This is a genomic window from Hydrogenophaga sp. T66 (assembly GCF_057219855.1).
In genome coordinates this window covers 341890-364311 of the sequence record NZ_JBXVVX010000001.1, presented here as the reverse complement: position 1 = coordinate 364311, position 22422 = coordinate 341890, and the positions used below count along the sequence as shown (strand labels likewise).

Annotated in this window: 21 protein-coding genes; 5 read left to right on the top strand and 16 right to left on the bottom strand. The window is 67.7% G+C overall.

The genetic code is table 11. From position 1 onward, the window contains the following. Positions 1 to 48: 48 nt before the first annotated feature. From AC2D80_RS01690 to AC2D80_RS01645, 10 genes are all read right to left on the bottom strand, one after another. Positions 49 to 762 (bottom strand): REP-associated tyrosine transposase, encoded by a 714-nt coding sequence (locus AC2D80_RS01690; protein WP_484631246.1) that lies wholly within the window; start codon positions 760 to 762, stop codon positions 49 to 51. 270 nt (positions 763 to 1032) lie between these two features. Continuing rightward, positions 1033 to 2223: an MFS transporter gene (locus AC2D80_RS01685; protein ID WP_484631245.1), complete on the bottom strand. Its 1191-nt coding sequence runs from the start codon at positions 2221 to 2223 to the stop codon at positions 1033 to 1035. Next, on the bottom strand, positions 2220 to 3389 hold the full coding sequence (locus AC2D80_RS01680; protein ID WP_484631244.1) for a deoxyguanosinetriphosphate triphosphohydrolase: 1170 nt from the start codon (positions 3387 to 3389) through the stop codon (positions 2220 to 2222). Before AC2D80_RS01680 ends, AC2D80_RS01685 begins: the two co-directional genes overlap by 4 nt. 13 nt (positions 3390 to 3402) lie before the next feature. Continuing rightward, positions 3403 to 4515: a 3-dehydroquinate synthase gene (aroB, locus tag AC2D80_RS01675; protein WP_484631243.1), complete on the bottom strand. Its 1113-nt coding sequence runs from the start codon at positions 4513 to 4515 to the stop codon at positions 3403 to 3405. A 45-nt stretch (positions 4516 to 4560) separates the two neighbouring features. Continuing rightward, positions 4561 to 5091: a shikimate kinase gene (locus AC2D80_RS01670; RefSeq protein WP_484631242.1), complete on the bottom strand. Its 531-nt coding sequence runs from the start codon at positions 5089 to 5091 to the stop codon at positions 4561 to 4563. Beyond that, positions 5088 to 7175, bottom strand: coding sequence for a type IV pilus secretin PilQ (locus tag AC2D80_RS01665; protein WP_484632625.1), 2088 nt, complete (start codon positions 7173 to 7175; stop codon positions 5088 to 5090). Before AC2D80_RS01665 ends, AC2D80_RS01670 begins: the two co-directional genes overlap by 4 nt. A gap of 23 nt (positions 7176 to 7198) precedes the next feature. Continuing rightward, positions 7199 to 7744: a pilus assembly protein PilP gene (locus tag AC2D80_RS01660; RefSeq protein WP_484631241.1), complete on the bottom strand. Its 546-nt coding sequence runs from the start codon at positions 7742 to 7744 to the stop codon at positions 7199 to 7201. After that, positions 7741 to 8430, bottom strand: coding sequence for a type IV pilus inner membrane component PilO (locus tag AC2D80_RS01655; protein WP_484631240.1), 690 nt, complete (start codon positions 8428 to 8430; stop codon positions 7741 to 7743). Before AC2D80_RS01655 ends, AC2D80_RS01660 begins: the two co-directional genes overlap by 4 nt. Positions 8431 to 8446: 16 nt before the next feature. Continuing rightward, the gene (locus AC2D80_RS01650; protein ID WP_484631239.1) at positions 8447 to 9109 is read right to left on the bottom strand and encodes a PilN domain-containing protein; all 663 of its coding nucleotides are present in this window, start codon (positions 9107 to 9109) and stop codon (positions 8447 to 8449) included. Then, positions 9106 to 10185: a pilus assembly protein PilM gene (locus AC2D80_RS01645; RefSeq protein WP_484631238.1), complete on the bottom strand. Its 1080-nt coding sequence runs from the start codon at positions 10183 to 10185 to the stop codon at positions 9106 to 9108. The genes AC2D80_RS01650 and AC2D80_RS01645 overlap by 4 nt, the downstream gene beginning before the upstream one ends. 264 nt (positions 10186 to 10449) lie before the next feature. Here AC2D80_RS01645 and AC2D80_RS01640 point away from each other — a divergent pair, with 264 nt between their 5' ends. After that, positions 10450 to 12858, top strand: coding sequence for a penicillin-binding protein 1A (locus tag AC2D80_RS01640; RefSeq protein WP_484631237.1), 2409 nt, complete (start codon positions 10450 to 10452; stop codon positions 12856 to 12858). Here the strand turns inward: AC2D80_RS01640 and cyaY are convergent. Next, positions 12848 to 13177 (bottom strand): iron donor protein CyaY, encoded by a 330-nt coding sequence (cyaY, locus tag AC2D80_RS01635; protein ID WP_484631236.1) that lies wholly within the window; start codon positions 13175 to 13177, stop codon positions 12848 to 12850. The two genes, AC2D80_RS01640 and cyaY, sit on opposite strands and share 11 nt — an antisense overlap. Positions 13178 to 13189: 12 nt before the next feature. Here cyaY and lptM point away from each other — a divergent pair, with 12 nt between their 5' ends. Together lptM and lysA are read left to right on the top strand one after the other, a co-directional pair. Continuing rightward, a complete protein-coding gene (gene lptM / locus AC2D80_RS01630) occupies positions 13190 to 13417 on the top strand; it encodes an LPS translocon maturation chaperone LptM (RefSeq protein WP_484631235.1) in 228 nt (75 codons plus the stop codon). Beyond that, positions 13371 to 14642 carry a diaminopimelate decarboxylase gene (lysA, locus tag AC2D80_RS01625; protein WP_484631234.1) on the top strand — a complete coding sequence of 424 codons (1272 nt, stop codon included), beginning with the start codon at positions 13371 to 13373 and terminating at the stop codon, positions 14640 to 14642. The genes lptM and lysA overlap by 47 nt, the downstream gene beginning before the upstream one ends. On the opposite strand, the gene AC2D80_RS01620 is transcribed toward lysA, so the two are convergent. The 5 genes from AC2D80_RS01620 to AC2D80_RS01600 form a co-directional block, all read right to left on the bottom strand. Further along, positions 14612 to 15277, bottom strand: coding sequence for a protein-methionine-sulfoxide reductase heme-binding subunit MsrQ (locus AC2D80_RS01620; protein WP_484631233.1), 666 nt, complete (start codon positions 15275 to 15277; stop codon positions 14612 to 14614). The two genes, lysA and AC2D80_RS01620, sit on opposite strands and share 31 nt — an antisense overlap. After that, positions 15277 to 16278, bottom strand: coding sequence for a protein-methionine-sulfoxide reductase catalytic subunit MsrP (msrP, locus tag AC2D80_RS01615; RefSeq protein WP_484631232.1), 1002 nt, complete (start codon positions 16276 to 16278; stop codon positions 15277 to 15279). Before msrP ends, AC2D80_RS01620 begins: the two co-directional genes overlap by 1 nt. Positions 16279 to 16368: 90 nt before the next feature. Next, the gene (gene ccsB / locus AC2D80_RS01610) at positions 16369 to 17727 is read right to left on the bottom strand and encodes a c-type cytochrome biogenesis protein CcsB (protein WP_484631231.1); all 1359 of its coding nucleotides are present in this window, start codon (positions 17725 to 17727) and stop codon (positions 16369 to 16371) included. Then, on the bottom strand, positions 17724 to 19850 hold the full coding sequence (locus AC2D80_RS01605) for a cytochrome c biogenesis protein ResB (protein ID WP_484631230.1): 2127 nt from the start codon (positions 19848 to 19850) through the stop codon (positions 17724 to 17726). Before AC2D80_RS01605 ends, ccsB begins: the two co-directional genes overlap by 4 nt. A 161-nt stretch (positions 19851 to 20011) precedes the next feature. After that, positions 20012 to 20626, bottom strand: coding sequence for a c-type cytochrome (locus AC2D80_RS01600; RefSeq protein WP_484631229.1), 615 nt, complete (start codon positions 20624 to 20626; stop codon positions 20012 to 20014). A gap of 101 nt (positions 20627 to 20727) precedes the next feature. Here AC2D80_RS01600 and yihA point away from each other — a divergent pair, with 101 nt between their 5' ends. Together yihA and AC2D80_RS01590 are read left to right on the top strand one after the other, a co-directional pair. After that, on the top strand, positions 20728 to 21447 hold the full coding sequence (gene yihA / locus AC2D80_RS01595; protein WP_484631228.1) for a ribosome biogenesis GTP-binding protein YihA/YsxC: 720 nt from the start codon (positions 20728 to 20730) through the stop codon (positions 21445 to 21447). 43 nt (positions 21448 to 21490) lie between these two features. Next, on the top strand, positions 21491 to 22417 hold the full coding sequence (locus AC2D80_RS01590; RefSeq protein WP_484631227.1) for an alpha/beta fold hydrolase: 927 nt from the start codon (positions 21491 to 21493) through the stop codon (positions 22415 to 22417). The last annotated feature ends 5 nt before the right edge of the window (positions 22418 to 22422 follow it).

Genomic DNA, 22422 nt, shown 5'->3' with positions numbered 1-22422 from the left:
GGTCACGGAGGCGCCGGATGAACCGCCGCCCGCGCCGCATCCCCGCCATCAGTCCCCGGCCTGCCCGCCAGCGTCGGGGATGCGGCGGGGGCGTCCGGCGCGGGCGGGAACCAGCCGCCGCGGGGTTCGTGCCTGCAGGGCGGCGCGGAAGGACTCGTCGCCGAGCGGCCATCCCTTGAGCGTGGCGTCGGTGAGCTGGGCCACCTGGGCGCTGGCCAAGCCGCCATTCACCCAGTCGGCGTAGGCCGCTTCGCGGGCGAATGGCGTGTTGCCGAGCGCCCAGTACACGGCGTGGGGCGTGAGGCTCCGGTCGTTGGTCAGGCCGACGTGGTGGCGGTGGCTGGACCAGGGGTACTGCCGGGCCTCGGGGACCAGTCCGGCTCGCACCGGATTGAGGTCGATGTAGGCCATGCAAGCCAGCAGGTAGCGCTCGCTGTCGACCAGCGTGGACCGGTAGCGCCCTTCCCAGAGCGTGCCGGTGCGGTGGTGGCGGTCGTTGAAGTAGCGCACATACGCCCGGCCGAGGCCCTGCATCATGGCGGGGAGCCCGTCGTCGGTGGACGGCGTGAGCAACAGATGGAGGTGGTTGTCCATGATCACCCAGGCGTGCAGCGCCACCCGCTGCCGCTGGGCGTGGTCGCGGATCAGGTCAAGCAGGCGCTCCCGGTCGGCGTCGTCGAGGACGATGGGCTGGCGGTTGTTGCCGCGGTGGATGACGTGGTGCGCGTAGCCGGGGACGGTCAGGCGGGGCAGACGGGCCATGGGGGAAGCGGTGCAGGGCGACGGGGATCGGGGCCGACGAAGGCCGCGGGCGATGGGGGCGGCGATGGGGGCGGCGATGGGTGTGGCGATGGGTGTGGCGGTGGGCGTGGCGGTGGGCGTGGCGGTGGGCGTGGCGCGGTGGGTGCTGTGGAGTCTGACCCCGATTTATAAGCGCGATTGTGCGCCCACAGCCGCCGCGCGCGACCCGACGCGGCCAGTCGGTCGGTCGGTGGCTGAAGCGGCGCCAATCCAGCCGGAGGTCGAGCCCGGTCAGGCCGCGCCGGTGCGCAAGCGGCGCGACAGCGCCAGCGAGATCCCCACGCCGGCGAGGGCGGCGGCGCCCGTGAGCCAGGGCGTGACCTGCCACCCCCCGGTGGCGCTGGCGGCCGACGCCACGGCCAGCGGACCGACGAACTGCCCGAAGGCCGAGCCTTGTTGCATCCAGCCCACCGTGACCGCCACCGTGTCCGGGCGGGGCGCCACCCGAACGGCCGTGGCAAACAGGGTACCGGGCACCAGACCGCCGGCGGCGGAAAAGAGCAGGAATCCCGCCGCCCGCAGCCCGCCATCCAGCGTCGGCGCGAACGCCCATGCGGCGCCAAGCGCCATCGCGCCAAATCCCAGCACCAGCAGCTGTCCCGGCGGGCGCCCGCGCGCCAGGCCACGCCCGGCCGCGATGTTGCCGGTCATGTTCACCAGCGCGACCAGCGCCGCGGCCGGTCCGGCGTACGCCGCCGGCACGGCCGCATCGGCCAGCACGGTCGGCAGGAAGCCGATGACCGCGATCCATTGGCTGGAATAGGCCAAAAAGGCGCCCGCCACCAGCCAGGGGCCGGCACATCCGAGCGTGGCGCGCAAACGCGCAGCACTCGCCCCTGCGACCGGACGAACGCGGGCATCGTCCGGCACCGCACGACTCAGCGCCCACGCCGCCGCCAGCGACAAACCCGCCAAAGCCACCCACAGCGACCGCCAGCCGCCCGCCGCGGCCCACGGGCCGCCCACCGCCAAGGCCAGCGCCGTGCCCAGCGGCATGTAGGCGCCCCACGCGCCGAGCGCCTTGGATTGCGCCTCACCCGACGGCAACAAACGGCGCAACACGGCCGGCGCCGGCAACACCGCCCACAGAAAACCCAAACCCTCCAGCGCCCGGCTGGCCAGAAGCAGGTGGGCGTCCTCGGCGGTGGCACCCACCGCACTGCTGAACGACAGCAACACGAGCCCGGCCACCATCAGGCGCCGGGCGCCCCACCGCTCCGCCCCCAAACCCACGGCCAGGCCCAGCGTCATGCCCGCCAGCTGCACCAGCGACAGCAGCCAGCCGGCTTGCACCAGACTGATGCCCAACGCCTCGCGCAAGGCGGGCAAGGCCGCTGGCAGCTTGCCAACGTGCAAGGCGGCACACACCCCGGCCCCGATCACCAGCGCCGCTGCCGTGCCGGGCGACGCTGCGCGGCTCACGGAAACAGCGCGCTGCCGAACAGGCGCTCGTGCTCGCGGATGGCGAAACGGTCGGTCATACCCGCGATGTAATCGGCCACCGCGCGGGGCCGGTCCGGGCGCAGCGCGTGCGCCGGGGGCAGCTCGGCCGGTGCCTCCAGGTAGCGCTCGAACAGATCGGACACGACCCGCCGCGCGCGGTCGGTGGTCTCCATGACCTGGGGGTGGCGATACAGGTTGCGAAACAGGAACTGCTTGAGCGCGCGGCTGCGCTGTCGCATGCCGTCCGAGAAGTCCACCAGCGGCCGGGCCGCGCGCACCTCCTCCGGTGAGGCCACCCCGGCATCGCGCAGGCGCTCGCGCGTGGTGTCGATCACGTCATAGACCTGATCGCTCAGCATCAATCGAATCGACTCAAACAGCAGCCGCCGCCCGCCGAGCTGCGGGTGCGCGGCCAGCGCGCGGCGCCGGTAGGTGTCAAACAGCTCCACCGAGGCCACCTGCTCCAGCGTGAGCAAGCCCGACCGCACACCGTCGTCAATGTCGTGGGCGTTGTACGCGATCTCATCCGCGAGGTTGCAGAGCTGCGCTTCGAGGGACGGCGAGCCGCCGCGCAGAAACCGGGTAGCCACGCCGCCCGGCTCGCGCGCCTCCAGGCGCTGCGCGTTGGCGCGCGAGCAGTGCTTGAGAATGCCCTCACGGGTTTCGAAGCAGAGGTTCAGGCCGTCAAACGCGGGGTATCGCTCCTCCAGTTCGTCCACCACCCGCAGGCTTTGCAGGTTGTGCTCGAAGCCCTGTCCGTCGTGCGCCGTGCCGGCATCGAGCGCCTGCATGCAGGCGTGCAGCGCATCCTGCCCGGCGTGGCCAAACGGGGTGTGGCCCAGGTCGTGGGCCAGCGCGATGGCCTCCACGAGATCTTCGTTGAGCCGCAAGGCGCGCGCGATGCTTCGGCCCAGCTGGGCGACCTCCAGCGAATGGGTCAGGCGGGTGCGGAACAGGTCGCCCTCGTGGTTGAGGAACACCTGGGTCTTGTAGACCAGCCGGCGAAACGCGGTCGAGTGGATGACGCGGTCGCGGTCGCGCTGGAAGGCGCTGCGCGTGGGCGCTTCCGGTTCAGCGTGACGCCGGCCACGCGATCGCGCCGGATCGCTCGCGTACGGGGCCAACCCGAGAGAGGACGCCTGCATCCGCGCGGCGCCCTCAGGCGCTGGCCTGCTCAATCACCGCGGCCACCGTGGCATCCGGCGCACCGCGCACGACCGCCCGGCCCGGCGGATCGATCACCACAAACTTGATCTCCCCGGCCTCGGCCTTCTTGTCCACCCGCATCAGCGACAGATAACGGGCGACGCTGTCGGCGTCGTCCAGGCGCGGCGCGCGAGTCGGCAAGCCGGCGCGGTCGATCAGGGCAGTGAGGCGTTGGACAAAGGCGGCATCGACGGTGCCCAGCGCGGCCGACAGCCGCGCGGCCATCACCATGCCGCACCCCACGGCTTCGCCGTGCAGCCAGGCGCCGTAGCCCATGCCGGCCTCGATCGCGTGGCCAAAGGTGTGGCCAAAGTTGAGGATGGCGCGCAGGCCGGCCTCACGCTCGTCCGCCCCCACCACCGAGGCCTTGATTTCGCAGCTGCGCTGCACCGCGTGCGCGAGCGCCGCGCGGTCGCGGGCCCGCAGCGCGTCGATGTGGGCTTCGATCCAGTCCAGGAATGCCATGTCCGAGATCGGTCCGTACTTGATGACCTCGGCCAGCCCCGCGCTGAGCTCACGCTCGGGCAGGGTGTCCAGGGTGTCGAGGTCGCAGACGACGCGCTGGGGCTGATAGAACGCCCCGATCATGTTTTTGCCCAGCGGGTGGTTGATTGCCGTCTTGCCGCCGACCGACGAGTCCACCTGCGCCAGCAGCGTGGTCGGCACCTGCACGAAGGGCACGCCGCGCATGAAGCTCGCGGCGGCAAAACCGGTCATGTCGCCGACCACCCCGCCGCCCAGCGCGTACATCACGGTTTTGCGGTCGCACCCCTGGGACAGCAACGCATCAAAGATGAGGTTGAGTGTGGGCCAGTCTTTGTGGGCTTCGCCATCGGGCAACACGACGTGCAGCACCCGGGTATGGTGCGGCGCGAGTGCCGCGCGCAAGCGCTCGAGGTACAGCGGCGCCACCGTGGTGTTGGTGACGATCAGTGCGCTGGCGCTGCGCGGCAGGCCGGCAAACGTGTCGGGGCTGTCCAGCAAACCGCTGCCGATCAGGATGTCGTAGCGGCGGTCGCCCAGGTCAATGCCGACCCGGGCCGAAAGGGAGGTGACGCGATCCATCCCCGAAGTGTAGTGGGCACCCTGGGCGCGCCAGGTGACCACGCTTCAGGCGCTGGGCGCGCCCAATTCCAGCTGCATGGCGATCATGTTGACCAGCGTCGCCACTGAAGGGCGGCCGGTGTCCAGCGTGAAGTGGGCCACCTCGGCGTACAGCGGGTCGCGCTGGGCGTGCAGGTCGCGCAACTTTTGCAAAGGATCGTCCACCTGCAGCAGCGGCCGCGACTTGTCGTGGCGAAGCCGGCGGTGCAACTCCTCGGGGGTGGCGCGCAGATACACCACCCAACCCCGTTCGTGCAGACAGCGCCGGTTCTCCGGCCGAAGCACCGCGCCGCCCCCGGTGGACACCACACCGCGCTCACCGCGGGTGAGCTCGTCGATCACCGTGGCCTCCAGGTCCCGAAAGGCGGGCTCACCCTGGGTCTCAAAGAACGCCCGGACGCTCCCGCCGGTGCGGCGCTCGATCACCTGATCGCTGTCCAGAAACGGCAACGCCAGTCGCTTGGCGAGCTGGCGTCCGACCGTCGATTTGCCGGACCCCGGCAAACCGACGAGAAAGATGGAGGCGGTGACCGTCAATTGATCGCGTTGCGACCCAGCACCCGCGGGGTGATGAAGATCAGCAGCTCAGAGCGGTCGAGGATGCGGTTGCGGGTCTTGAACAGGTTACCGACGCCCGGCAGGTCGCCCAACAGCGGCACCTTGTCGGTTTCGTTGCGGTCGGTCTGCTCAAAGATGCCACCGATCACCACCGTCCCGCCGTTCTCCACCAGCACCTGGGTCTTCACGTGCTTGGTGTTGATGGCAATACCGCTGACCGTGGTTTCGCCTCGGCTGTCTTTGTTGATGTCCAGGTCCAGAATGATGTTGCCCTCGGGCGTGATCTGGGGCGTGACTTCCAGCTTCAGGTTCGCCTTGCGGAAGGCAATGGCGGTGGCGCCGCTGGAGGTGGCCGTCTGGTACGGGAATTCGGTGCCTTGCTCGATCAGCGCCTTCACCTGGTCCGCCGTGACCACGCGGGGGCTGGACACCACGCGACCCTTGCCGTCGGATTCGAGGGCGGAAATCTCCAGCGCCAGGAAGCGCGAGGCGTTCGGGCTGAACAGCGACAGCGCGTAGCTGGCCGCCGTGGCCCCGCTCGGGTTGGCCGGCAGGTTGACGAAAGGCGAGGACGTCAGGGTCGGGCCGGTCGTGACCGCACCGTAGGTGGAGCCAAAGTTGCCATTGATCTGGTTGCCGTTCACCGAGCCGACACCCACGTTGCGGGCACCGCCACCGAGGCGCACACCGATCGACTTGCTGAAGGTGTCGTCCGCCTCCACGATCCGGGCTTCGATCATCACCTGGCGGATCGGCACGTCCAGCTTGTTGATCAGTTCCTGCACCTGCTCCAGCCGGGACGGGATGTCGGTCACAAACAACTGGTTCGTGCGGGGCTCGGAGATGACGCTGCCGCGGGGCGACAGGATGCGGGCGCTGTTGCCAGTCGTACCGCCGGACGAAGCGGTCAACTGGGCTGCGATATCGGCCGCCTTGGCGTAATTCATCTGGAAGCCTTGCGTGCGCAGCGTCTCCAGACCTTCGATCTGGCTCTTCGCCTCGAGCTCCTGTTTCTCACGCGCGGCGATCTCGTCCTTCGGAGCAATCCACAACACGTTGCCGGACTTGCGCATGCCCAGACCCTTGGCCTGCAGGATGATGTCCAGCGCCTGATCCCAGGGCACGTCCTTCAGCCGCAGCGTCACCGAGCCCGACACCGAGTCGGAGGTCACGATGTTGAAGTTGGTGAAGTCCGCGATCACCTGCAGCAGCGAACGGACTTCGATGTTCTGGAAGTTGAGCGACAGCTTTTCGCCGGTGAAGCCCGGGCCGCGGCTGAGCTTGGTCGGATCGATCTTCTGCTCGCGGACCTCCAGCACAAACTGGTTGTCGCTCTGGTAGGCCGAGTGCTCCCAGTTGCCGGTGGGGGTCACCGTCATGCGGACGCGGTCCCCGATCTGGGTCGTGGTGATGCTTTGCACCGGCGTGCCAAAGTCGGCCACGTCGAGGCGACGGCGGAGTCCCTCCGGCAGCGACGTCTTGAGGAAATCGACCACCAGATTTTGACCCTGCTGCCGGATGTCGACACCCACCTGGTTGTTGGCCAGCTCGACGACCACGCGGCCGGTGTTGGCGGCGCCACGCCGGAAATCGACGTCCCGCAGGGGCGCCACGTCCAGGTTGCGGCTTTCTGCAAAGGCCGAGGGCGGCGTCGTCGGACCCGAAACCGCTTCGGGGCGCTCCAACACCACCAGCAGGGTGTTGCCTTCCTGCCGCGTCTGGTAAGCCGCGGCTTGCTTGAGGTTGATCACCACGCGGGTGCGGTCACCCGCTTGCACCACGTTGGCCGAGCGCAGGTTGCCCTCGTTGATTTCGACCGCGCTGCGGCCCAGCGCATTCGTCACGCCCGGCAGGTCCAGCGCGATACGTGCCGGCGACTGGATGGTGAAGCCGGTGGGCGGCGCCTTGAGCGGCTCACTCAGGTTGATGCGCAGCACCTCGACACCCCCCTGGATGCTGCCGTTGACCGACTGGATGGCTCCTTGCGCATGGGCCCACGCGGCACCCGCCAGGAACCACACGGTCACGGCACCGCGGATCCATCGGCTCGCGGGCTGGCACATCAGATTGACCGGGTTCGCCTTGTTCATTTCGAAGTTCCCTCGACTAGCTGCAGCGTGGCGGGACGCTCGGTCCATTCACCGGCCGCGTCCTGCACGATCTCTCTCAACACGATTTCGGTCTCGCTGATGCGCGTGACACGACCATAGTTCTGACCCAGGTAATTGCCGGGCTGCACTTGGTACAGCAGTCCAGCGACCTTCACCAGCGCCACCAGCTTGCCCTTGCGGTCCAGGCTGCCCACCATGGTCATGGTGTCCAGCGGATACCCCTCCAACGGCTCCTTGCGCCGGTTGAGTTCGGGCGCAATCAAGGCGTTGTTGATCACAGGGGCGTTCGCCGCACCCCGCAGCACGCTGGCCAGCTTTTCCTGGCTGAACGGCGGTACCTGCGATTCCACACCGTAGGGGTGGGGCAGGAACTTGCTGGGTTCGGGAATGGGCTTCACCGACGGCTTGATCGCGTTGCGTTCGGTCAGCATCCAGGCCCGCAGATCGTCTTCAGATTGGCCGGTACAACCGGTCAGCGACACCACCGCCGCCAGCGCCGAGAGGGTCAGACGCGCGTTCATGGCTTGGCTCCCGGGGCTTTCGCCTTCTGCTGGGAAGCGACCTCGGCGGCATCAAGGTAGCGGTAGGTCTTGGCCACACCATCCATGGTCAGCACGGTTGCAGCGGTTCCAGGTCTGGTCTGGACTGGCAGTAGCGTGAGATTGTTGAGCGTCACGATACGCGACAGGTTGGCAATATCTGCAGCGAACAGGCCTACATCGTGGTACTGCCCCGTCACGCGGATGGAGATCGGGAGCTCGGCGTAATACTCCCGGACGATGACCTGCCCGGGGCGGAACAGCTCGAATTGCAGGCTTCGACCAAGACCCGCCTGGTTGATGTCCGACAGCAACGCGTCCATTTCGGCCTTGCTAGGCAGTTGCTTTTCCAACTGCGTCACGTACTGCTGCACCTGCTCCAGTTGCTTCTTCAGCGCGTCGAGATTGACGGCCTGCACCAGTTTGGTTTTGTAGGTTTCACGCAGCTGGACCTCTTTCTGCCGCTCGGTGTCGAGCAAGGCGTCGGAGTCCTTGAGCCAGACGAACCAGAGAATGGCCACCACACCGATGGCCACCGCCGCCATCAGCAGGTAACGGGGGGCCGCTGGCCACAGGGAAGGGTCGTTGGGATCGAGGCCGACAAACTGGGACTGCAGCTTGGACTGCAACCCCTTCAGGTCGATGTTGAGATTGGGCGATTTGGCCATGGGTACGGTTCCCGAATCAGACCTTGCCAGCGGGGGCAGCGGGAGCGGGCGGGGCCGCGTTGGCCGCCGGAGCGGCAGGGGCAGCCGGGCTCGCTGGCGTTGACGCGGCGGGCGGCGTCGCCGGGCGGGTCAGCGCCACGCGGACCGTGAAATTGGACACCCTGCGCTGCTCTCGCCCCACCACGGCCGCGTTCGCCGCCACGATCTCAACCAACTCAGGCTTCGTCAGCCAGGGGCTCTTGGTTCCCAGGTTGCGCAGCAACTCAGACACCCGCTCCTGCGACTGGGCTGTGCCGGTGAGCAACACCGACTGGTTCTCCTGCCGCATGGAGTTCAGGAACACGCCCTCGGGCAGCTGGGTGGTGAGCTCTTCCAGAAGATGCACCGGAAGATTTCGGTTGGCTTGAAGATCTTCCACCGCCGTTTGGCGGGCCCGAAGCGAGGCGATCTGCGCCTGCAGGGAGGCGATGTCCTTGATCTCGGTGTCCAGCTTGGTGATTTCCGCCTGAAGAAACGCGTTGCGCTCCTGCTGTGCCGTGATGTGGGCGTCGTACCAGAGATACACGCTGCCGGCCAGCACACCACCCAGCAGCGCGGCTCCGCCCAGCTGGGTGAAAAACTGTTCCTTCTGGCGCTTGCGGGCTGCCTCGCGGTGAGGCAGCAGGTTGATCAGGATCATTGGTAGAACCTCCGCAGGGCCAGACCCGTGGACGTGAGGTAGGCCGGCGCCTCGCGCGACAACTTGCGTGCCTGCACGGACGACCCCATTTCCATGGCATCAAACGGGTTGGCCACCTGGCAGGCGAACGACGTCTGGTGGGTGACCGCCTCCGTCAGGCCGGGCAGACAGGCACTGCCGCCCGCCAGAAGAATGTGATCCACGCGGTTGAACGGGGTGCTGGTGAAGAAAAACTGCATCGACCGGGCAATTTCCTGCGCCATCGTCTCCACAAACGGGTCCAGCACGGCGGCCGCGTAGTCCTCGGGCAGTTCGCCCGACCGCTTCTTCAGCTCAGCCTCCTCAAGAGAGAACCCGTATTGACGCACGATCATCTGGGTGAGCTGAGCGCCGCCGAACGCTTGATCCCGCTCGTAGAGCACCTCGTCGTTGCGCAGGACCTGCAGGCTGGTGGTGGCCGCTCCTAGCTCAAACAACGCCACGAGCGCGTCGGCGCCTTGGTTGGGCAAGGTTTCCACGAGACGGCCAGCCGCCAGCCGCGACGCGAAGCTCTCGACATCCATGACCACCGGTTTGAGTCCGGCGGCTTCGGCCAAACCCTGTCGGTCCGACACCTTCTCCCGACGCGAGGCCGCAATCAGAACCTCCACGTCGCCCACCGACGTGGCGCTCGGACCAATGACGCAGAAATCGAGACTGACCTCGTCGAGCGAGAAGGGGATGTACTGGTTGGCCTCGGATTCCACCTGGGCTTCAAGTTCCTTGTCGGACAAGCCGCCAGGCAGGATGATTTTCTTGGTGATGACAGCCGCAGCCGGGAGCGCCATCGCCACATTTTTCGTCTTGCTGCCGCTTTTGCGCACCAAGCGGCGGATGGCATCGGCCACTTCATCGAACTTCTCGATGTTGCCGTCGGTGATCCAGCCGCGCTCCAGCGGCTCCATCGCGCAGCGCTCAAGCACCAGATCGCCCGCGCGGTTGCGCCCCAGTTCCACCAGCTTGACGCTCGATGAACTGACATCAATGCCCAGCAAGGGCGCCGGTTCCCGGCTGAACAACGACCCCAATGCAATCAAGGCGGCCCCCAATTTCCGCGCCGCGAGGGCGCCCCAGACTTAACAATTCACTTCAATGCTAGCAGTAAGGCCTTTGTCGGGCAAAGATTTTTCACCCGCCGAACAATTCGCAACGTTGCCAAAACCCGACGTATTTCGCTGCCAACTGAAGGACCTGAAACCCCGGCAATCCGGGGCCTGACATCTGCTCACCATCGGTACGACCGATGGAAACCTGAGCCCGGGGGTGATTTCTATAATCCGCCACCCACTCCGATTGCCGGCATGCCGAACGACGACACTACCCCAGCCCGTACCGCTTCGAAACGAGTATCCGAGCGGCCCGTGGCCCTGGTCTGGATGGGGCGCTTGGTGGTGGGTCTGGTCGGACTGGCGGTGGCGGGTGTGGTGGCCGTGCTGATGGGCGTCGGGATCGCGCTGGCGGTGGCGTACCCCAATTTGCCCGATGTGGCCGGTCTGGCGGACTACCGGCCGAAGCTGCCGCTGCGGGTTTTGAGCGCCGACGGCCGTCTGCTTGGCGAGTTCGGCGAAGAGCGCCGCAACCTGCTGACCATCGACGAGATTCCCGAGGTGATGAAGAACGCCGTGCTGGCCATCGAAGACGCGCGGTTCTTCGAGCACAGCGGCGTGGACTACCGCGGCATGGTCCGCGCGGCACTGGCCAATCTGCGGCAGGCCAAGAGCCAAGGCGCGTCCACCATCACCATGCAGGTGGCGCGCAATGTCTACCTGTCGGCCGAGAAGAGTTACACCCGCAAGATCTACGAGGTGCTGCTCACCTTCAAGCTGGAACACCTGTTGACCAAGGAGCAGATCCTGGAGATCTATATGAACCAGATCTTCCTGGGTCAGCGGGCTTATGGTTTTTCAGCGGCCGCGCAGATCTATTTCGGCAAGCCGCTGAAGGACGTCACGATTGCCGAGGCGGCCATGCTGGCTGGGTTGCCCCAAGCGCCGTCGGCCTACAACCCGATCCGCAACCCCAAGCGCGCGCGCGCCCGGCAGCTCCACATCATCGACCGGATGGTGGACAACGGGTTCATCACCCAGGCGCAGGCCGAAGCGGCCAAGGCAGAGCCGCTGCGGCTGCGACCCCAGGGCACGCAAGACGGGGTGCATGGCGATTTCGTGGCCGAAATGGTGCGGCAGGCGATCGTGGACCAATACGGCGAAGAGGCCTACACCCGCGGGCTGGTGGTGACGACCACCATCAAATCTTCCCTGCAGGAAGCCGCCTACGACGCGGTGCGCGCGGGCGTGCTGGACTACGAGCGCCGACAGTTTTACCGCGGACCGGAACTGTTCATCACGCTGCCCGCCAACCCGGCCGAGCGCGACGCGGCCATCGATGAGGCGCTGGCTGAGCGGCCCGACAACGGCGATCTGCTCTCCGCGGTGGTCTTGTCGGCCGAGCCGCGCAAGGTGGTGGCGGTGCGGTCGGACGGCGAGCCGTTCGAGATCACGGGCGAAGGCCTCAAACCCGTGCAGTCCGGCCTGTCGGACAAGGCCGGTCCGAACATCAAGATCCGGCCCGGTGCGGTGATCCGCGTCATGAAAGTGGGCGCTCGCGAAGGCGGCTGGCGCATCACGCAACTGCCCGAGGTGGAGTCGGCCTTCGTAGCGCTGGACCCCCGCAACGGCCGGATCCAGGCGCTGGTGGGCGGGTTCGACTTCCAGAAAAACAAGTTCAACCACGTCACCCAGGCGTGGCGGCAGCCCGGCTCCAGCTTCAAGCCCTTCATCTACTCGGCGGCGCTGGAGAAGGGCGTCTCGCCATCGACCGTGGTGAACGACGCGCCCCTGTTCTACAGCGCCGAGCAAACCGGCGGGAAGCCGTGGGAACCCAAGAACTACGACGGCCAGTTCGAAGGCCCGATGTCGATCCGCCGGGCACTGGCAAAGTCGAAGAACATGGTGTCGATCCGTGTGCTGCAGGTCGTGGGCACGCAAAGCGCGCAAGAGTGGGTCACGCGCTTCGGCTTCGAGGCCGACAAGCACCCGCCCTACCTGACGATGGCTTTGGGCGCGGGCTCGGTCACGCCGCTGCACATGGCATCGGCCTACGCGGTGTTTGCCAACGGTGGCTACCGCGTCGCGCCGATGCTGATCACCCGCGTGACCGATCACAAGGGCAAGGTGCTGTTTGAGGCGCCGCAGACCACGCTGGACAGTGCCCCGCGGGTGATCGATGCGCGCAACGCCTTCGTGATGAACAGCCTGCTGCAGGAGATCACGCGCTCGGGCACCGCGGCCCGCGCGCAGGCCACGCTCAAGCGCCCCGACCTGTACGGCAAGACCGGCACCACCAACGACTCGGTGGACGCCTGGTTTGTGGGCTACCAGCCGACCATCGTGGCCGCCGCCTGGGTGGGCTACGGGACGCCACGCAACCTCGGCAGCCGCGAAACCGGGGGCGGGCTCAGTCTGCCGATCTGGATTTCCTTCATGCAGACCGCGCTGAAAGACGTGCCGGTGATGACCTATGAAGTCCCGCCGGGTGTCGTGAACGTGGGCGGCGAGTGGTACTACGAGGAATTCGGGCCCGCCGGCGGCGTGACCAGCCTGGGGATGAACGATCCCGCCGTGGGCGGCGCGGTGCCGGGCCTCGATCCGGGCACCAAGCCCACCGCGCCGGAAGACCGGCGCAGCATCCTCGACCTGTTCAGGAACTGAAAGTCAGCGGCAGACCGGACTGCTCGCTGGCGTAGCGGCTGAGGTTCTCAAAAAACTCGCCGTTGCCCTTGGTGTCGGTCCAGGCCACACCATCGAACTTGTAGTGGAAACCACCGGCGCGCGCGGCCAGCCAGACCTCGTGCAGCGGCTTCTGCAGGTTGATGATGATCTGGCTGCGGTTGCCAAAGGTCAGGGTGATCATGCCGCCGACGCGCTGGTTGTCGATGTCGGCGTCGGTGGTGTCGTTGAGCCGGTCGCAGGCCAGTTCGATGGCCCGCAGCAAGGCCTCGGCGCGGTCCTGGTATTCGAGGTCGGTCATTACAATGCGCGGATGTTTGAGCGGCAGCGGATTCTAGGCCGGCGGTGCGGCCCCACCACGCGCATGGCCTTGGGTGCGGCTGCCGCGGCTTTGCTGATCGGTTGCGGCCAAAAAGGACCCCTCCGCCTGCCGCCGACCACGCCAGCCCCATCGGCTGGCGCGTCCGCCCTCCCCTCCCCCACGCCCGCCCCGCATGTCGACGTTGCCCCTGCCCGCCTTCCTGACCCATCGACACGGTGAACTCCACCTGGAAGGCGTGGCGCTGTCGGCGCTGGCGCGCGACCACGGGACGCCCCTGTTCGCCTACAGCCGCCAGGCCATGCTCGATGCGCTGGCCGCCTACCAGCGCGGCCTCGCCGGCCGGCGGCACCTGATCTGCTACGCCATGAAGGCCAACTCGTCGCTGGCCATTCTGCAAACCCTGGTGCGCGCCGGATGCGGGCTCGACATCGTGTCCGGCGGCGAGTTGGAGCGCGCCCTGATGGCCGGCGTGTCGCCCGAAAAGATCATCTTCTCCGGTGTCGGCAAGACACGCGCGGAGATGCGCCGGGCGCTGGAAGTGGGCATCGGGTGTTTCAACGTGGAGAGCACCGCGGAGCTGGACGTGCTGGATGAGGTGGCCCGCAGCCTGGGGCGCCGTGCGCCGGTGAGCATCCGCGTGAACCCGAACGTGGACGCGCAAACCCACCCGTACATCTCCACCGGCCTGAAGGGCAACAAGTTTGGCATCGCCCACGAGGCGGTGGTGGCCACGTACCGGCACGCGGCGGCCTGCGGCGGGTTGCGCGTGGTCGGCATCGACTGCCACATCGGCTCGCAGATCACGCAGACCGGTCCGTACCTCGACGCGATGGACCGGGTGCTGGATCTGGTGGAGGCCATCGAGGCGGCGGGGGTACCGATCGAGCACCTCGATTTCGGCGGTGGTCTGGGCATCGACTACCACGGCGATACGCCGCCGGCGGCGGACGCCCTGTGGCAGCAATTGCTGGCCCGGCTCGATGCGCGCGGCTTCGGCGGGCGCACGCTGATGATCGAGCCCGGCCGCTCGATCGTCGGCAACGCCGGGGTGTGCCTCACCGAGGCGCTGTACCTCAAGCCCGGTGAACTCAAGAACTTCCTGATCGTCGATGCGGCGATGAATGACCTGCCGCGACCGGCCATGTACCAGGCGTTTCACCGCATCGAGCCGGTGCGCCCGCGGGCGGATGCGCCGACGGTGTGGGACGTGGTCGGGCCGGTCTGTGAAAGCGGTGACTGGCTGGGCCGGGATCGCCCACTCGCCGTGCAGGCCGGCGACCTACTGGCGGTGCTGAGTGCGGGCGCTTATTGCATGAGCATGGCCAGCAACTACAACACCCGCGGGCGGGCCGCCGAGGTGCTGGTGGACGGCGACCAGGTCACGCTGATCCGGCGCCGCGAGTCGACGGCCGATCAGGTGCGGCTGGAAACGCTGCTGCCCTGAGAGCCGCCCCGCGCGCGGCGGTGCACCACGCGCCACGCCAGCAGCGCGCCGAGCACCAGGGCATACACCGCCACCTCGGCGAAGTCATTCTTGCCAGCCCGCATCCAGAAGAAGTGCAGCACGGCCAGCACCGCCACCGCGTACACCGCGCGGTGCAGCGCCTGCCAGCGCGCCGCGCCCAGGGTACGGATGGCCCGGTTGAACGACGTGGCCGCCAGCGCCAGCAACAGCAACCACGCGAGCATGCCGACCAGGATGAAGGGGCGCTTGGCCGTGTCGCGCAGCACCTCGGCGATGTCCCAGCCCATGTCGAGCCAGGCGTAGGCCAACAGGTGCAGGCTCCCATAAAAGAACACGAACAACCCGATCAGGCGCCGCACCCGCGCCAGCGCCGTCCAGCCACTCACGACCCGCAGCGGCGTCACCAGCAACACCAGCACCAGCGCGCGCAGGGTCCAATCGCCCAAGCCGCGGATCAGCGCTTCGGCGGGGTTGGCGCCAAGCTGGTTGGCGACGGCGCCCCAGACCAGCCAGGCCAGCGGCACCAGACCAAGGACCCCCAGCAGCGGCTTGCACGCCGGGTGGAGCAACGCGCGCTGCGGCCAGGGCTGGACCGCGCGGGAGGCGGCTGCCATCAGTAGAAGGTGCGCAGGTCCATGCCGGCGTAGAGCTGCCCCACTTGCGGCTCATACCCGTTGAACATCAGCGTGGGGCGACGCTTGGCGAAGAGGCCGCCGTCGTCACCGATGCGCCGTTCGGTGGCCTGACTCCAGCGGGGGTGGGCCACCTGCGGGTTGACGTTGGAATAGAAGCCGTATTCCTGCGGTGCGGCCACGTTCCACGAGGTGCGCGGTTGCTGCTCGGTGAAGCGGATCTTCACGATCGACTTGCCGCTCTTGAAGCCGTACTTCCAGGGCACGACCAAGCGCACCGGCGCGCCGTTCTGATTCGGCATGACCTCGCCATACAAGCCAAAGGCCAGCAGGGTGAGCGGGTGGTTGGCCTCGTCGAGCCGCAAGCCTTCGAGATACGGCCAGTCAAGCACGCGAGACGACAGACCGGGCATCTGGGCGCGGTCTGCCAGCGTCACGAATTCCACGAACCTGGCGCTGCCCAAGGGTTGCACACGGCGAATGAGTTCGGCCAGCGAGTAGCCCACCCAGGGCACCACCATGGACCATCCCTCCACACAGCGCAGGCGGTAGAGGCGCTCTTCCATGGGGGCGAGCTTGAGCAGGGCATCGATGTCGTAGACCCCGGGTTTGGACACCAGCCCCTCCACCTGGACCGTCCACGGGCGGGTCTTCAGGCGGCCGGCGCGGGCCGCCGGGTCCGTCTTGTCGGTGCCGAACTCGTAGAAGTTGTTGTAGCCGGTGACGTCGGCGTAGGCGGTGGGTTTCTCGGCCGCCTGCGCCCCGGGCACGCGCGACGCCGCGCCGGGCAAGGCCGCGAGACGGCCGGGCGCCTTGATCACCGCGGGAGACTGGGCAAAGGCTTCACGCCCGGCCCAACCGAGCGCGCCGCCGGCTGCCGCGGCTGACAGCAGCCACTGCCGGCGGTTCTGGTAGGCGGCTCGGGGGGTGATCTCGCTGGAGAGCGGGTGCTGGAAGCCGTCTCGGCCGGTGCGGATGAGCATGAATCCGTCCTTTCAACAGGTCGCTGGCCCGCGGGGCGCGGGCGCTGACCCGTCAGTCGTGCGACCGGGCGGATTCTGACAAGTTCCGGCTCAGAGCTCGCCGTAGCTGTGCAATCCCGACAGGAACATGTTGACGCCCAGGAAGGCGAAGGTCGTGATCGCCAGACCGACCAGCGCCCACCAGGCGGCCACCGTGCCGCGCAGGCCCTTCATGAGGCGCATGTGCAGCCACGCGGCGTAGTTGAGCCAGACGATCAGGGCCCAGGTTTCCTTCGGGTCCCAGCTCCAGTACCCGCCCCAGGCCTCGGCAGCCCACAGGGCGCCGAGCACGGTGGCGATGGTGAAGAAGGCAAAGCCGACCGCGATGGCCTTGTACATCACGTCGTCCAGCACCTCGAAACTGGGCAGGCGAGCGCCGATCCGCCGCCGGGCGGCGATGATGCCGCCGACGATGAACGCAGAGATGCCGAAGTACATGAACCAATAGCCACCGCCCTGGTCCTGCGCGCCCTGGCGGAAGACCATGGGCTCAAAACACAGCACCACGCCCAGCAGCCACAAGGGCGCGAGCTTGTACCAGCGGGTTTCGCCGGCGCTCTGCTTGATGAGGTACGCAAAGGCGAGCATGGCCGCGATCGCGAAGGTGCCGTAGCCGACGAAGTTGGCCGGCACGTGCAGCTTCATCCACCAGCTTTGCAGCGCCGGGACGAGCGGCTGGATCTGGTGGGCTTCGCGCACCACCGTGTACCAGAGCAGGAAGCCCACGGCGGCGCTGACGATCAGCATCGAGAAGGCGCCCATGGTGCGGGTCGCGTAGCGGTCTTCGTAATATAGGTAGAAGAGCGCCGTCATCCAGCAGAACATGATGAACACCTCGTAGAGGTTGCTCACCGGGATGTGCCCGATGCCGGGGCCGATCTGGTGGCTCTCGTACCAGCGCACCATGGAGCCGATCAGGGCCAGAGTGACCGCCACCCACGCCATCCGCGAGCCCAGCAGTTCAAACGCGTCGCCCGCGCGGGTGAACACGCCCAGCCAGTAGAAGACCGTGCTCATGAAAAACAGCATGCTCATCCAGAGGATCGCGCTCTGGCTGGAGATGAAGTACTTGAGCAGGAACACCGTGTCGGCCCGCGCCAGGTCGGCGCCCTGCGGCGTCTGGTACAGCCAGATGGCCAGCAACGAGAAGGCCGCGACCACCGCCATCAGCACACGCAGCGGCCGCCAGAACCAGCCCAGCCAGATCAGGGAGGGCACCGTGCCGGCCAGGATCGCGGTCTCGTAAAAATCCATCGCGTGGCCGTAGCGCACGAAGGCCCAGATCGCGCCGGCCACCAGGGCGGCGGCGAACAGCCAGTCCCACCGGTCGCGGCGGGCGAAATAGCCGGTCACGCCGGTGGCAGCGGCACCGGACTTCTTGAGTTCGATGGTTTGCGTGGCGGTGTTCATGCGGTCCCCTTGAGCAGCTGGGCTTTGAGCGTGTCGAATTCGCGGTCGGCGTCCATGGTCTTGCGGTTGGTCGACAAGGCCACGCGGGCATTCGCGCCACCGCCCTCGGCCGGCGCCAGCCACACCCACAGGCGGCGGTCACGGACGTAGAGCATGGCGAAGATGCCCAGAATGAGCAACAGGCAGCCCAGATAGACGATGTTCTGGCCCGGCGCGCGGGCCACCTGGAACACGCTGGCCTGCACGTGCGTGAAGTCGGTGAGCTTGAACGCCATCGGCGCCGGGTAGAAGAAGGTGTCGCTCAGGCTGATCACGGCCTGGGTCATGAAGCGCTGGGTGTCGTCGCCGCGCGGCGCGGGAGCCAGGCCGGCGCGTTCGCGGCTGAGCTGCAGCAGCTCGAACAGCGTGCCGTTGAGGATGCGCACCAGAACATCGCTGGCGCGCTCGCGGTCGTCGGCCGGGACGTTGACTTCCATGAAAGCGGAGATCGCCTGCAGGCCGCCAGCCACCTCGGGTCGCTCCCCCGCCCCGGGCACCGGCTCGGCGCCGGCGAACAGCGCCAGCGCGCGCGTGGCCGATGCCTCCAGTGCCTCCACCAGATCGGGCCGACCGGGTTCGACCGACGCACGGGCATAACGACGCACCGCCTCAGCGCGCATCGCCGGGTCGTCCAGGGCCGCACGCAGCCGCACGAAGCCGTCCAGGCTGTCGTTCTCGTCGGCCGGCACGCGCAGATAGCGGAAGGTGTCTTGCGGCGTGTCGCGCAACCCGAGGAGGAACACCCGCTGCCCGTCCAGCTCAACCGGCAGCATGTAGTTGTGGTACTCGATCGCCTGACCGGATGCGTCGCGCAGCTTGTAGGTGATGCTCGGACCGACGTTGCGCAGGTTCTTCTCGGTCACCGTCTTGGCGCCCGACCCCAGCCGGCTCTCGATCGATTCCCGCAGGTTCACGGTGCGCACGTCGGCGCCGGTGGGGTTGTTGGCCGCGAAGTTCTCGACGTTGATGATGCGCAGACCGGTGTATTCCAGCGTCAGCTGCTCGGCCCCGTTGCCCAGCACGGTGGAGCTGCCGATCGTGCCTTCCACCTCAAACGGGCGGGTCGGCCGGCTGATCGGCACGGCCTGCAGCTTCACGCGCGAGCCACCATCGTCAAAGCTGCTCTGGTAGATGTTGATGCCGCGGTGGTTGGCCGGGTGGTTGACCTCCACGCGGGCCGGCTTTTTTTCACCGGTTTCGTGGTCGTGGATCACGATTTCGCTGGCAAACAGCCGCGGCATGCCCGTGTCGTAATACTCGACGATGAATTTCTTCAGCTCCACCGAGAAGGGCAGCTCCTGCAGCAGCACGCCTTGCGGCTGCGCCAGGATCGCCGTGCTCGACGCGGTGCCCTCGGTCACCAGCAGGTTGCCCCGGAAGGTCGGGTTGCTGGCCGACAGGCGATGCTGCGCCGGCACGTCGGCGATCAGGCCGCCGCCGGTGAAGGGGGTCTTGCCGTTGAACCAGGTCTGGGCGCGCACGATCAGGTCGCCGTCGAGCAGGCCCCCGACGCACACCAGCACGATCGCGCTGTGCGCGGCGATATAGCCCCATTTGTTGGCCGCCCCTGCCTTGGCGGCGACCATCCAACCGGTGCCCTGGGGCGTGGTCCGCGACTGCAGTTTGACCTTCCAGCCGGCGGCCAGCAGCGTCTGGCCCATGCGGTGGGCGGCCGCTTCCGGTCCATCCTCCACGCGCCCTTCGGCCTTGTGCGGAAAGGCCAGCAGGCTTTGCTCGCGGATGTTTTCCTTGTAGACGCGGAAGTCGGCCAGGATCTTGGGCGTGTTGCGCGCGATGCACAGGCTGGTGCTGACCACCAGAAACGCCAGGATCAGCAGAAACCACCAGGCGCTGTAGACAGAGAACAGGTTGACGCTGCCAAACAGCTCGGCCCAGAACGGCCCGAACTGGTTGATGTAGTTGTTGATCGGCTCGTGCTGCTTGACGACGGTGCCGATCACCGAGGCGATGCAGATGACGGTGAGCAGCGAGATGGCAAACCGCATCGACGACAGCAGTTCCACCACGTCGCTGAACAGACGCGAGCCGGTGTTCGGTCGGAGGCCTTGGGTGGAAACGCTCATGTCGGATCGGGACATCAAAAAGGGCGCTCCCGGTGGTCCGGAAGGCGCCCTGCTGTGATGCGAAGTCGGGTCACTGGTTCAACCCGTCCTCACAACTTTTGCGATCTTGCCCCCAAAAAATGAAGCCGGGCTGAAACCCGGCCACCGGCTGGGGGGATGGATCAGCGCAGACCGGCGATGTAGTCGGACACCGCCTTGATTTCGCGGTCGGTCATCTTGGCTGCCACGCCCGTCATCTGCAGGTTGTTGGCGCGCGTGCCGTCGCGGAAGTGGCGCAGCTGGGTTTCGGTGTACTCGGCGTGCTGGCCCGCCAGGCGCGGGTACTGCGACGGGATGCCGGCACCACCGGGGCCGTGGCAAGCCGCGCAGGAAGCGATCTGGCGGTCAGCGATGCCACCGCGGTAGATGCGCTCACCCAGCTTCACCAGGTCTTTGTCGGTGGCGAAGCCCGGCTTGCCCTTCTGGGAAGCCAGCCAGTAGCTGATGTCGCGCATGTCGCTGTCCGACAGGGCCGAGGCGAAGCCTTGCATGATCGCGTTCTGGCGCTTGCCGGACTTGTATTCCTGCAGCTGCTTGATGAGGTATTCGGGGTGTTGCTGGGCCAGCTTGGGGTTGGCCGGGATCATCGAGTTGCCGTCGGCGGCGTGGCAGGCCACGCACACATTGCCGTACAACGCGGCGCCCCTGACCAGATCCGGCTTGGCCGATTGCGCCTGGGCGCTGAACGACAGGGCTGCGGCGGCAGCGGCGCAAAGGAGGGAAACGGGCAATTTCATGACGGAGCGGGCGTCGTGGGCGACGTTTTCGGTTGATGATCGAACCCGGGTGGTCCCGGCAAAACCGCTCGATTTTACAATGCCCCACCGGGAAAGCCCCAATGACCCAGCACGCCGCCACCCCCACTCCCTCCGCCCTCCCCGACCCCGCCTTCATCCACGGCTGGCTGCACACCGCCCGGTTCCTCACCACCGCGCCCCAACTGGAACACCTCCCGGCCCTGGACGTGCCGGAAATCGCCTTCGTCGGCCGGTCCAATGCCGGCAAATCCACCTGCATCAACACGCTGACCCAGCAGAAACGGCTGGCTTTTGCGTCCAAGACGCCCGGGCGCACGCAGAGCATCAACCTGTTCACGCTCGGCCGGCAAGGCGCGACCGATGCGGTGCTGGCCGATCTGCCGGGCTACGGCTACGCGGCGGTGCCGCAAGAAGCGAAGCGGCGCTGGCAGCGCGTGATGGTGAATTACCTGCTTACCCGGCCCAATCTGCGCGCCGTGGTGATGCTGGTCGATCCGCGCCTGGGGCTGACGGAACTGGACAACGCCCTGCTGGAAGCCATCCGCCCGCGTGTGCAGGACGGGCTGCATTTCCTGGTGTTGCTGACCAAGGCCGACAAGCTCACCCGCGCCGAGGCCAACAAGGCGCTGTCGATTGCGCGACTGCAGACCGCCGGCGGGGAGGCGAGACTGTTTTCTGCCCTGAAGAAGCAAGGGCTGGATGACGTGGCCACGCTGTTGTGGCGCTGGAGCCAGGCACCCGCGCCCGGGGTCCTGCCCGCAGCGCCGGCCGACGACGACGAACCGCCCGCCGCCGACTGACCTCCCGCCCGGCCGCGCCGCCGCGGGCCTGCCCGAGCCCGCCATGATCGACACCTTCCCGCTGTCACTCCCCCACGGCATCACCCTGAGCTGCCGGGCGGCTGGCCCGCGGGGGGCGCCGGTGCTGTTGTTTCTGCACGGTTTTCCCGAAGCCGCCTTCGTCTGGGACGACCTGCTCACCCATTTCGCCCGGCCCGAGCACGGCGGCTGGCGGTGCGTCGCGCCCAACCTGCGCGGCTTCGAGGCATCGAGCGCACCGGCCGAGGTGGCCGCCTACCGGGCCAAGCCGCTGGTCCAGGACATCGCGGCCCTGATCGCGGTGGCGACCGCCGACAGCCCCACGCCGGGCCGCCTGGGCGCGCTGATCGCCCACGACTGGGGTGGCGCGCTCGCGTGGAGCGTGGCCGCGCAGCACGGCCCGGCGGTGCACCGCCTTGTGATCCTCAACGCCCCGCACCCCGGGCCTTTCCAGCGCGAACTGGCCCATTCGCCGGCCCAGCAGGCCGCCAGCGAGTACATGAATTTCCTGGCCCGGCCTGACGCGCCCGAGCGGCTGGCCGACGACGACTTTGCCCGGCTGTGGCCCTTTTTCGGGCGCATGGCTGGGGGCGAGGACCCGGCCTGGCTCGACGAGGCCACGCGTGAGCGCTACCGCGCTGTGTGGCGCCAGGGCCTGCGCGGGCCCTGCGCCTATTACGCCGCCTCGCCGCTGCGCCCGCCCACGGCCACCGACCCGGGCGCTGCGGCGGTGACGCTGCCGCCGGCGCTGGTGCGGGTGGATGTGCCGACGCTGGTGGTCTGGGGTCTGGCCGATACCGCCCTGCCGCCGGCCTTGCTCGACGGGCTGGACAGCTGGGTGAGCGATCTGCGGATCGAGCGGCTGCCGGGCGCGACGCACTGGCTGGTCCACGAGCGGCCCGCCGAGGTGGCCACGCTCATCGCGAGCCACCTGCCGCCTGCGGCGGCGTGATCGCC

Excerpts from the sequence above, each read along its gene's own strand:
- AC2D80_RS01690 (WP_484631246.1), bottom strand. The coding sequence starts at position 762 with ATGGCCCGTCTGCCCCGCCTGACCGTCCCCGGCTACGCGCACCACGTC.
- AC2D80_RS01680 (WP_484631244.1), bottom strand. The coding sequence starts at position 3,389 with ATGCAGGCGTCCTCTCTCGGGTTGGCCCCGTACGCGAGCGATCCGGCG.
- aroB (WP_484631243.1), bottom strand. The coding sequence starts at position 4,515 with ATGGATCGCGTCACCTCCCTTTCGGCCCGGGTCGGCATTGACCTGGGC.
- AC2D80_RS01665 (WP_484632625.1), bottom strand. The coding sequence starts at position 7,175 with ATGTGCCAGCCCGCGAGCCGATGGATCCGCGGTGCCGTGACCGTGTGG.
- AC2D80_RS01660 (WP_484631241.1), bottom strand. The coding sequence starts at position 7,744 with ATGAACGCGCGTCTGACCCTCTCGGCGCTGGCGGCGGTGGTGTCGCTG.
- AC2D80_RS01655 (WP_484631240.1), bottom strand. The coding sequence starts at position 8,430 with ATGGCCAAATCGCCCAATCTCAACATCGACCTGAAGGGGTTGCAGTCC.
- AC2D80_RS01650 (WP_484631239.1), bottom strand. The coding sequence starts at position 9,109 with ATGATCCTGATCAACCTGCTGCCTCACCGCGAGGCAGCCCGCAAGCGC.
- AC2D80_RS01640 (WP_484631237.1), top strand. The coding sequence starts at position 10,450 with ATGCCGAACGACGACACTACCCCAGCCCGTACCGCTTCGAAACGAGTA.
- cyaY (WP_484631236.1), bottom strand. The coding sequence starts at position 13,177 with ATGACCGACCTCGAATACCAGGACCGCGCCGAGGCCTTGCTGCGGGCC.
- lptM (WP_484631235.1), top strand. The coding sequence starts at position 13,190 with ATGTTTGAGCGGCAGCGGATTCTAGGCCGGCGGTGCGGCCCCACCACG.
- lysA (WP_484631234.1), top strand. The coding sequence starts at position 13,371 with ATGTCGACGTTGCCCCTGCCCGCCTTCCTGACCCATCGACACGGTGAA.
- AC2D80_RS01620 (WP_484631233.1), bottom strand. The coding sequence starts at position 15,277 with ATGGCAGCCGCCTCCCGCGCGGTCCAGCCCTGGCCGCAGCGCGCGTTG.
- msrP (WP_484631232.1), bottom strand. The coding sequence starts at position 16,278 with ATGCTCATCCGCACCGGCCGAGACGGCTTCCAGCACCCGCTCTCCAGC.
- ccsB (WP_484631231.1), bottom strand. The coding sequence starts at position 17,727 with ATGAACACCGCCACGCAAACCATCGAACTCAAGAAGTCCGGTGCCGCT.
- AC2D80_RS01605 (WP_484631230.1), bottom strand. The coding sequence starts at position 19,850 with ATGAGCGTTTCCACCCAAGGCCTCCGACCGAACACCGGCTCGCGTCTG.
- AC2D80_RS01600 (WP_484631229.1), bottom strand. The coding sequence starts at position 20,626 with ATGAAATTGCCCGTTTCCCTCCTTTGCGCCGCTGCCGCCGCAGCCCTG.
- yihA (WP_484631228.1), top strand. The coding sequence starts at position 20,728 with ATGACCCAGCACGCCGCCACCCCCACTCCCTCCGCCCTCCCCGACCCC.
- AC2D80_RS01590 (WP_484631227.1), top strand. The coding sequence starts at position 21,491 with ATGATCGACACCTTCCCGCTGTCACTCCCCCACGGCATCACCCTGAGC.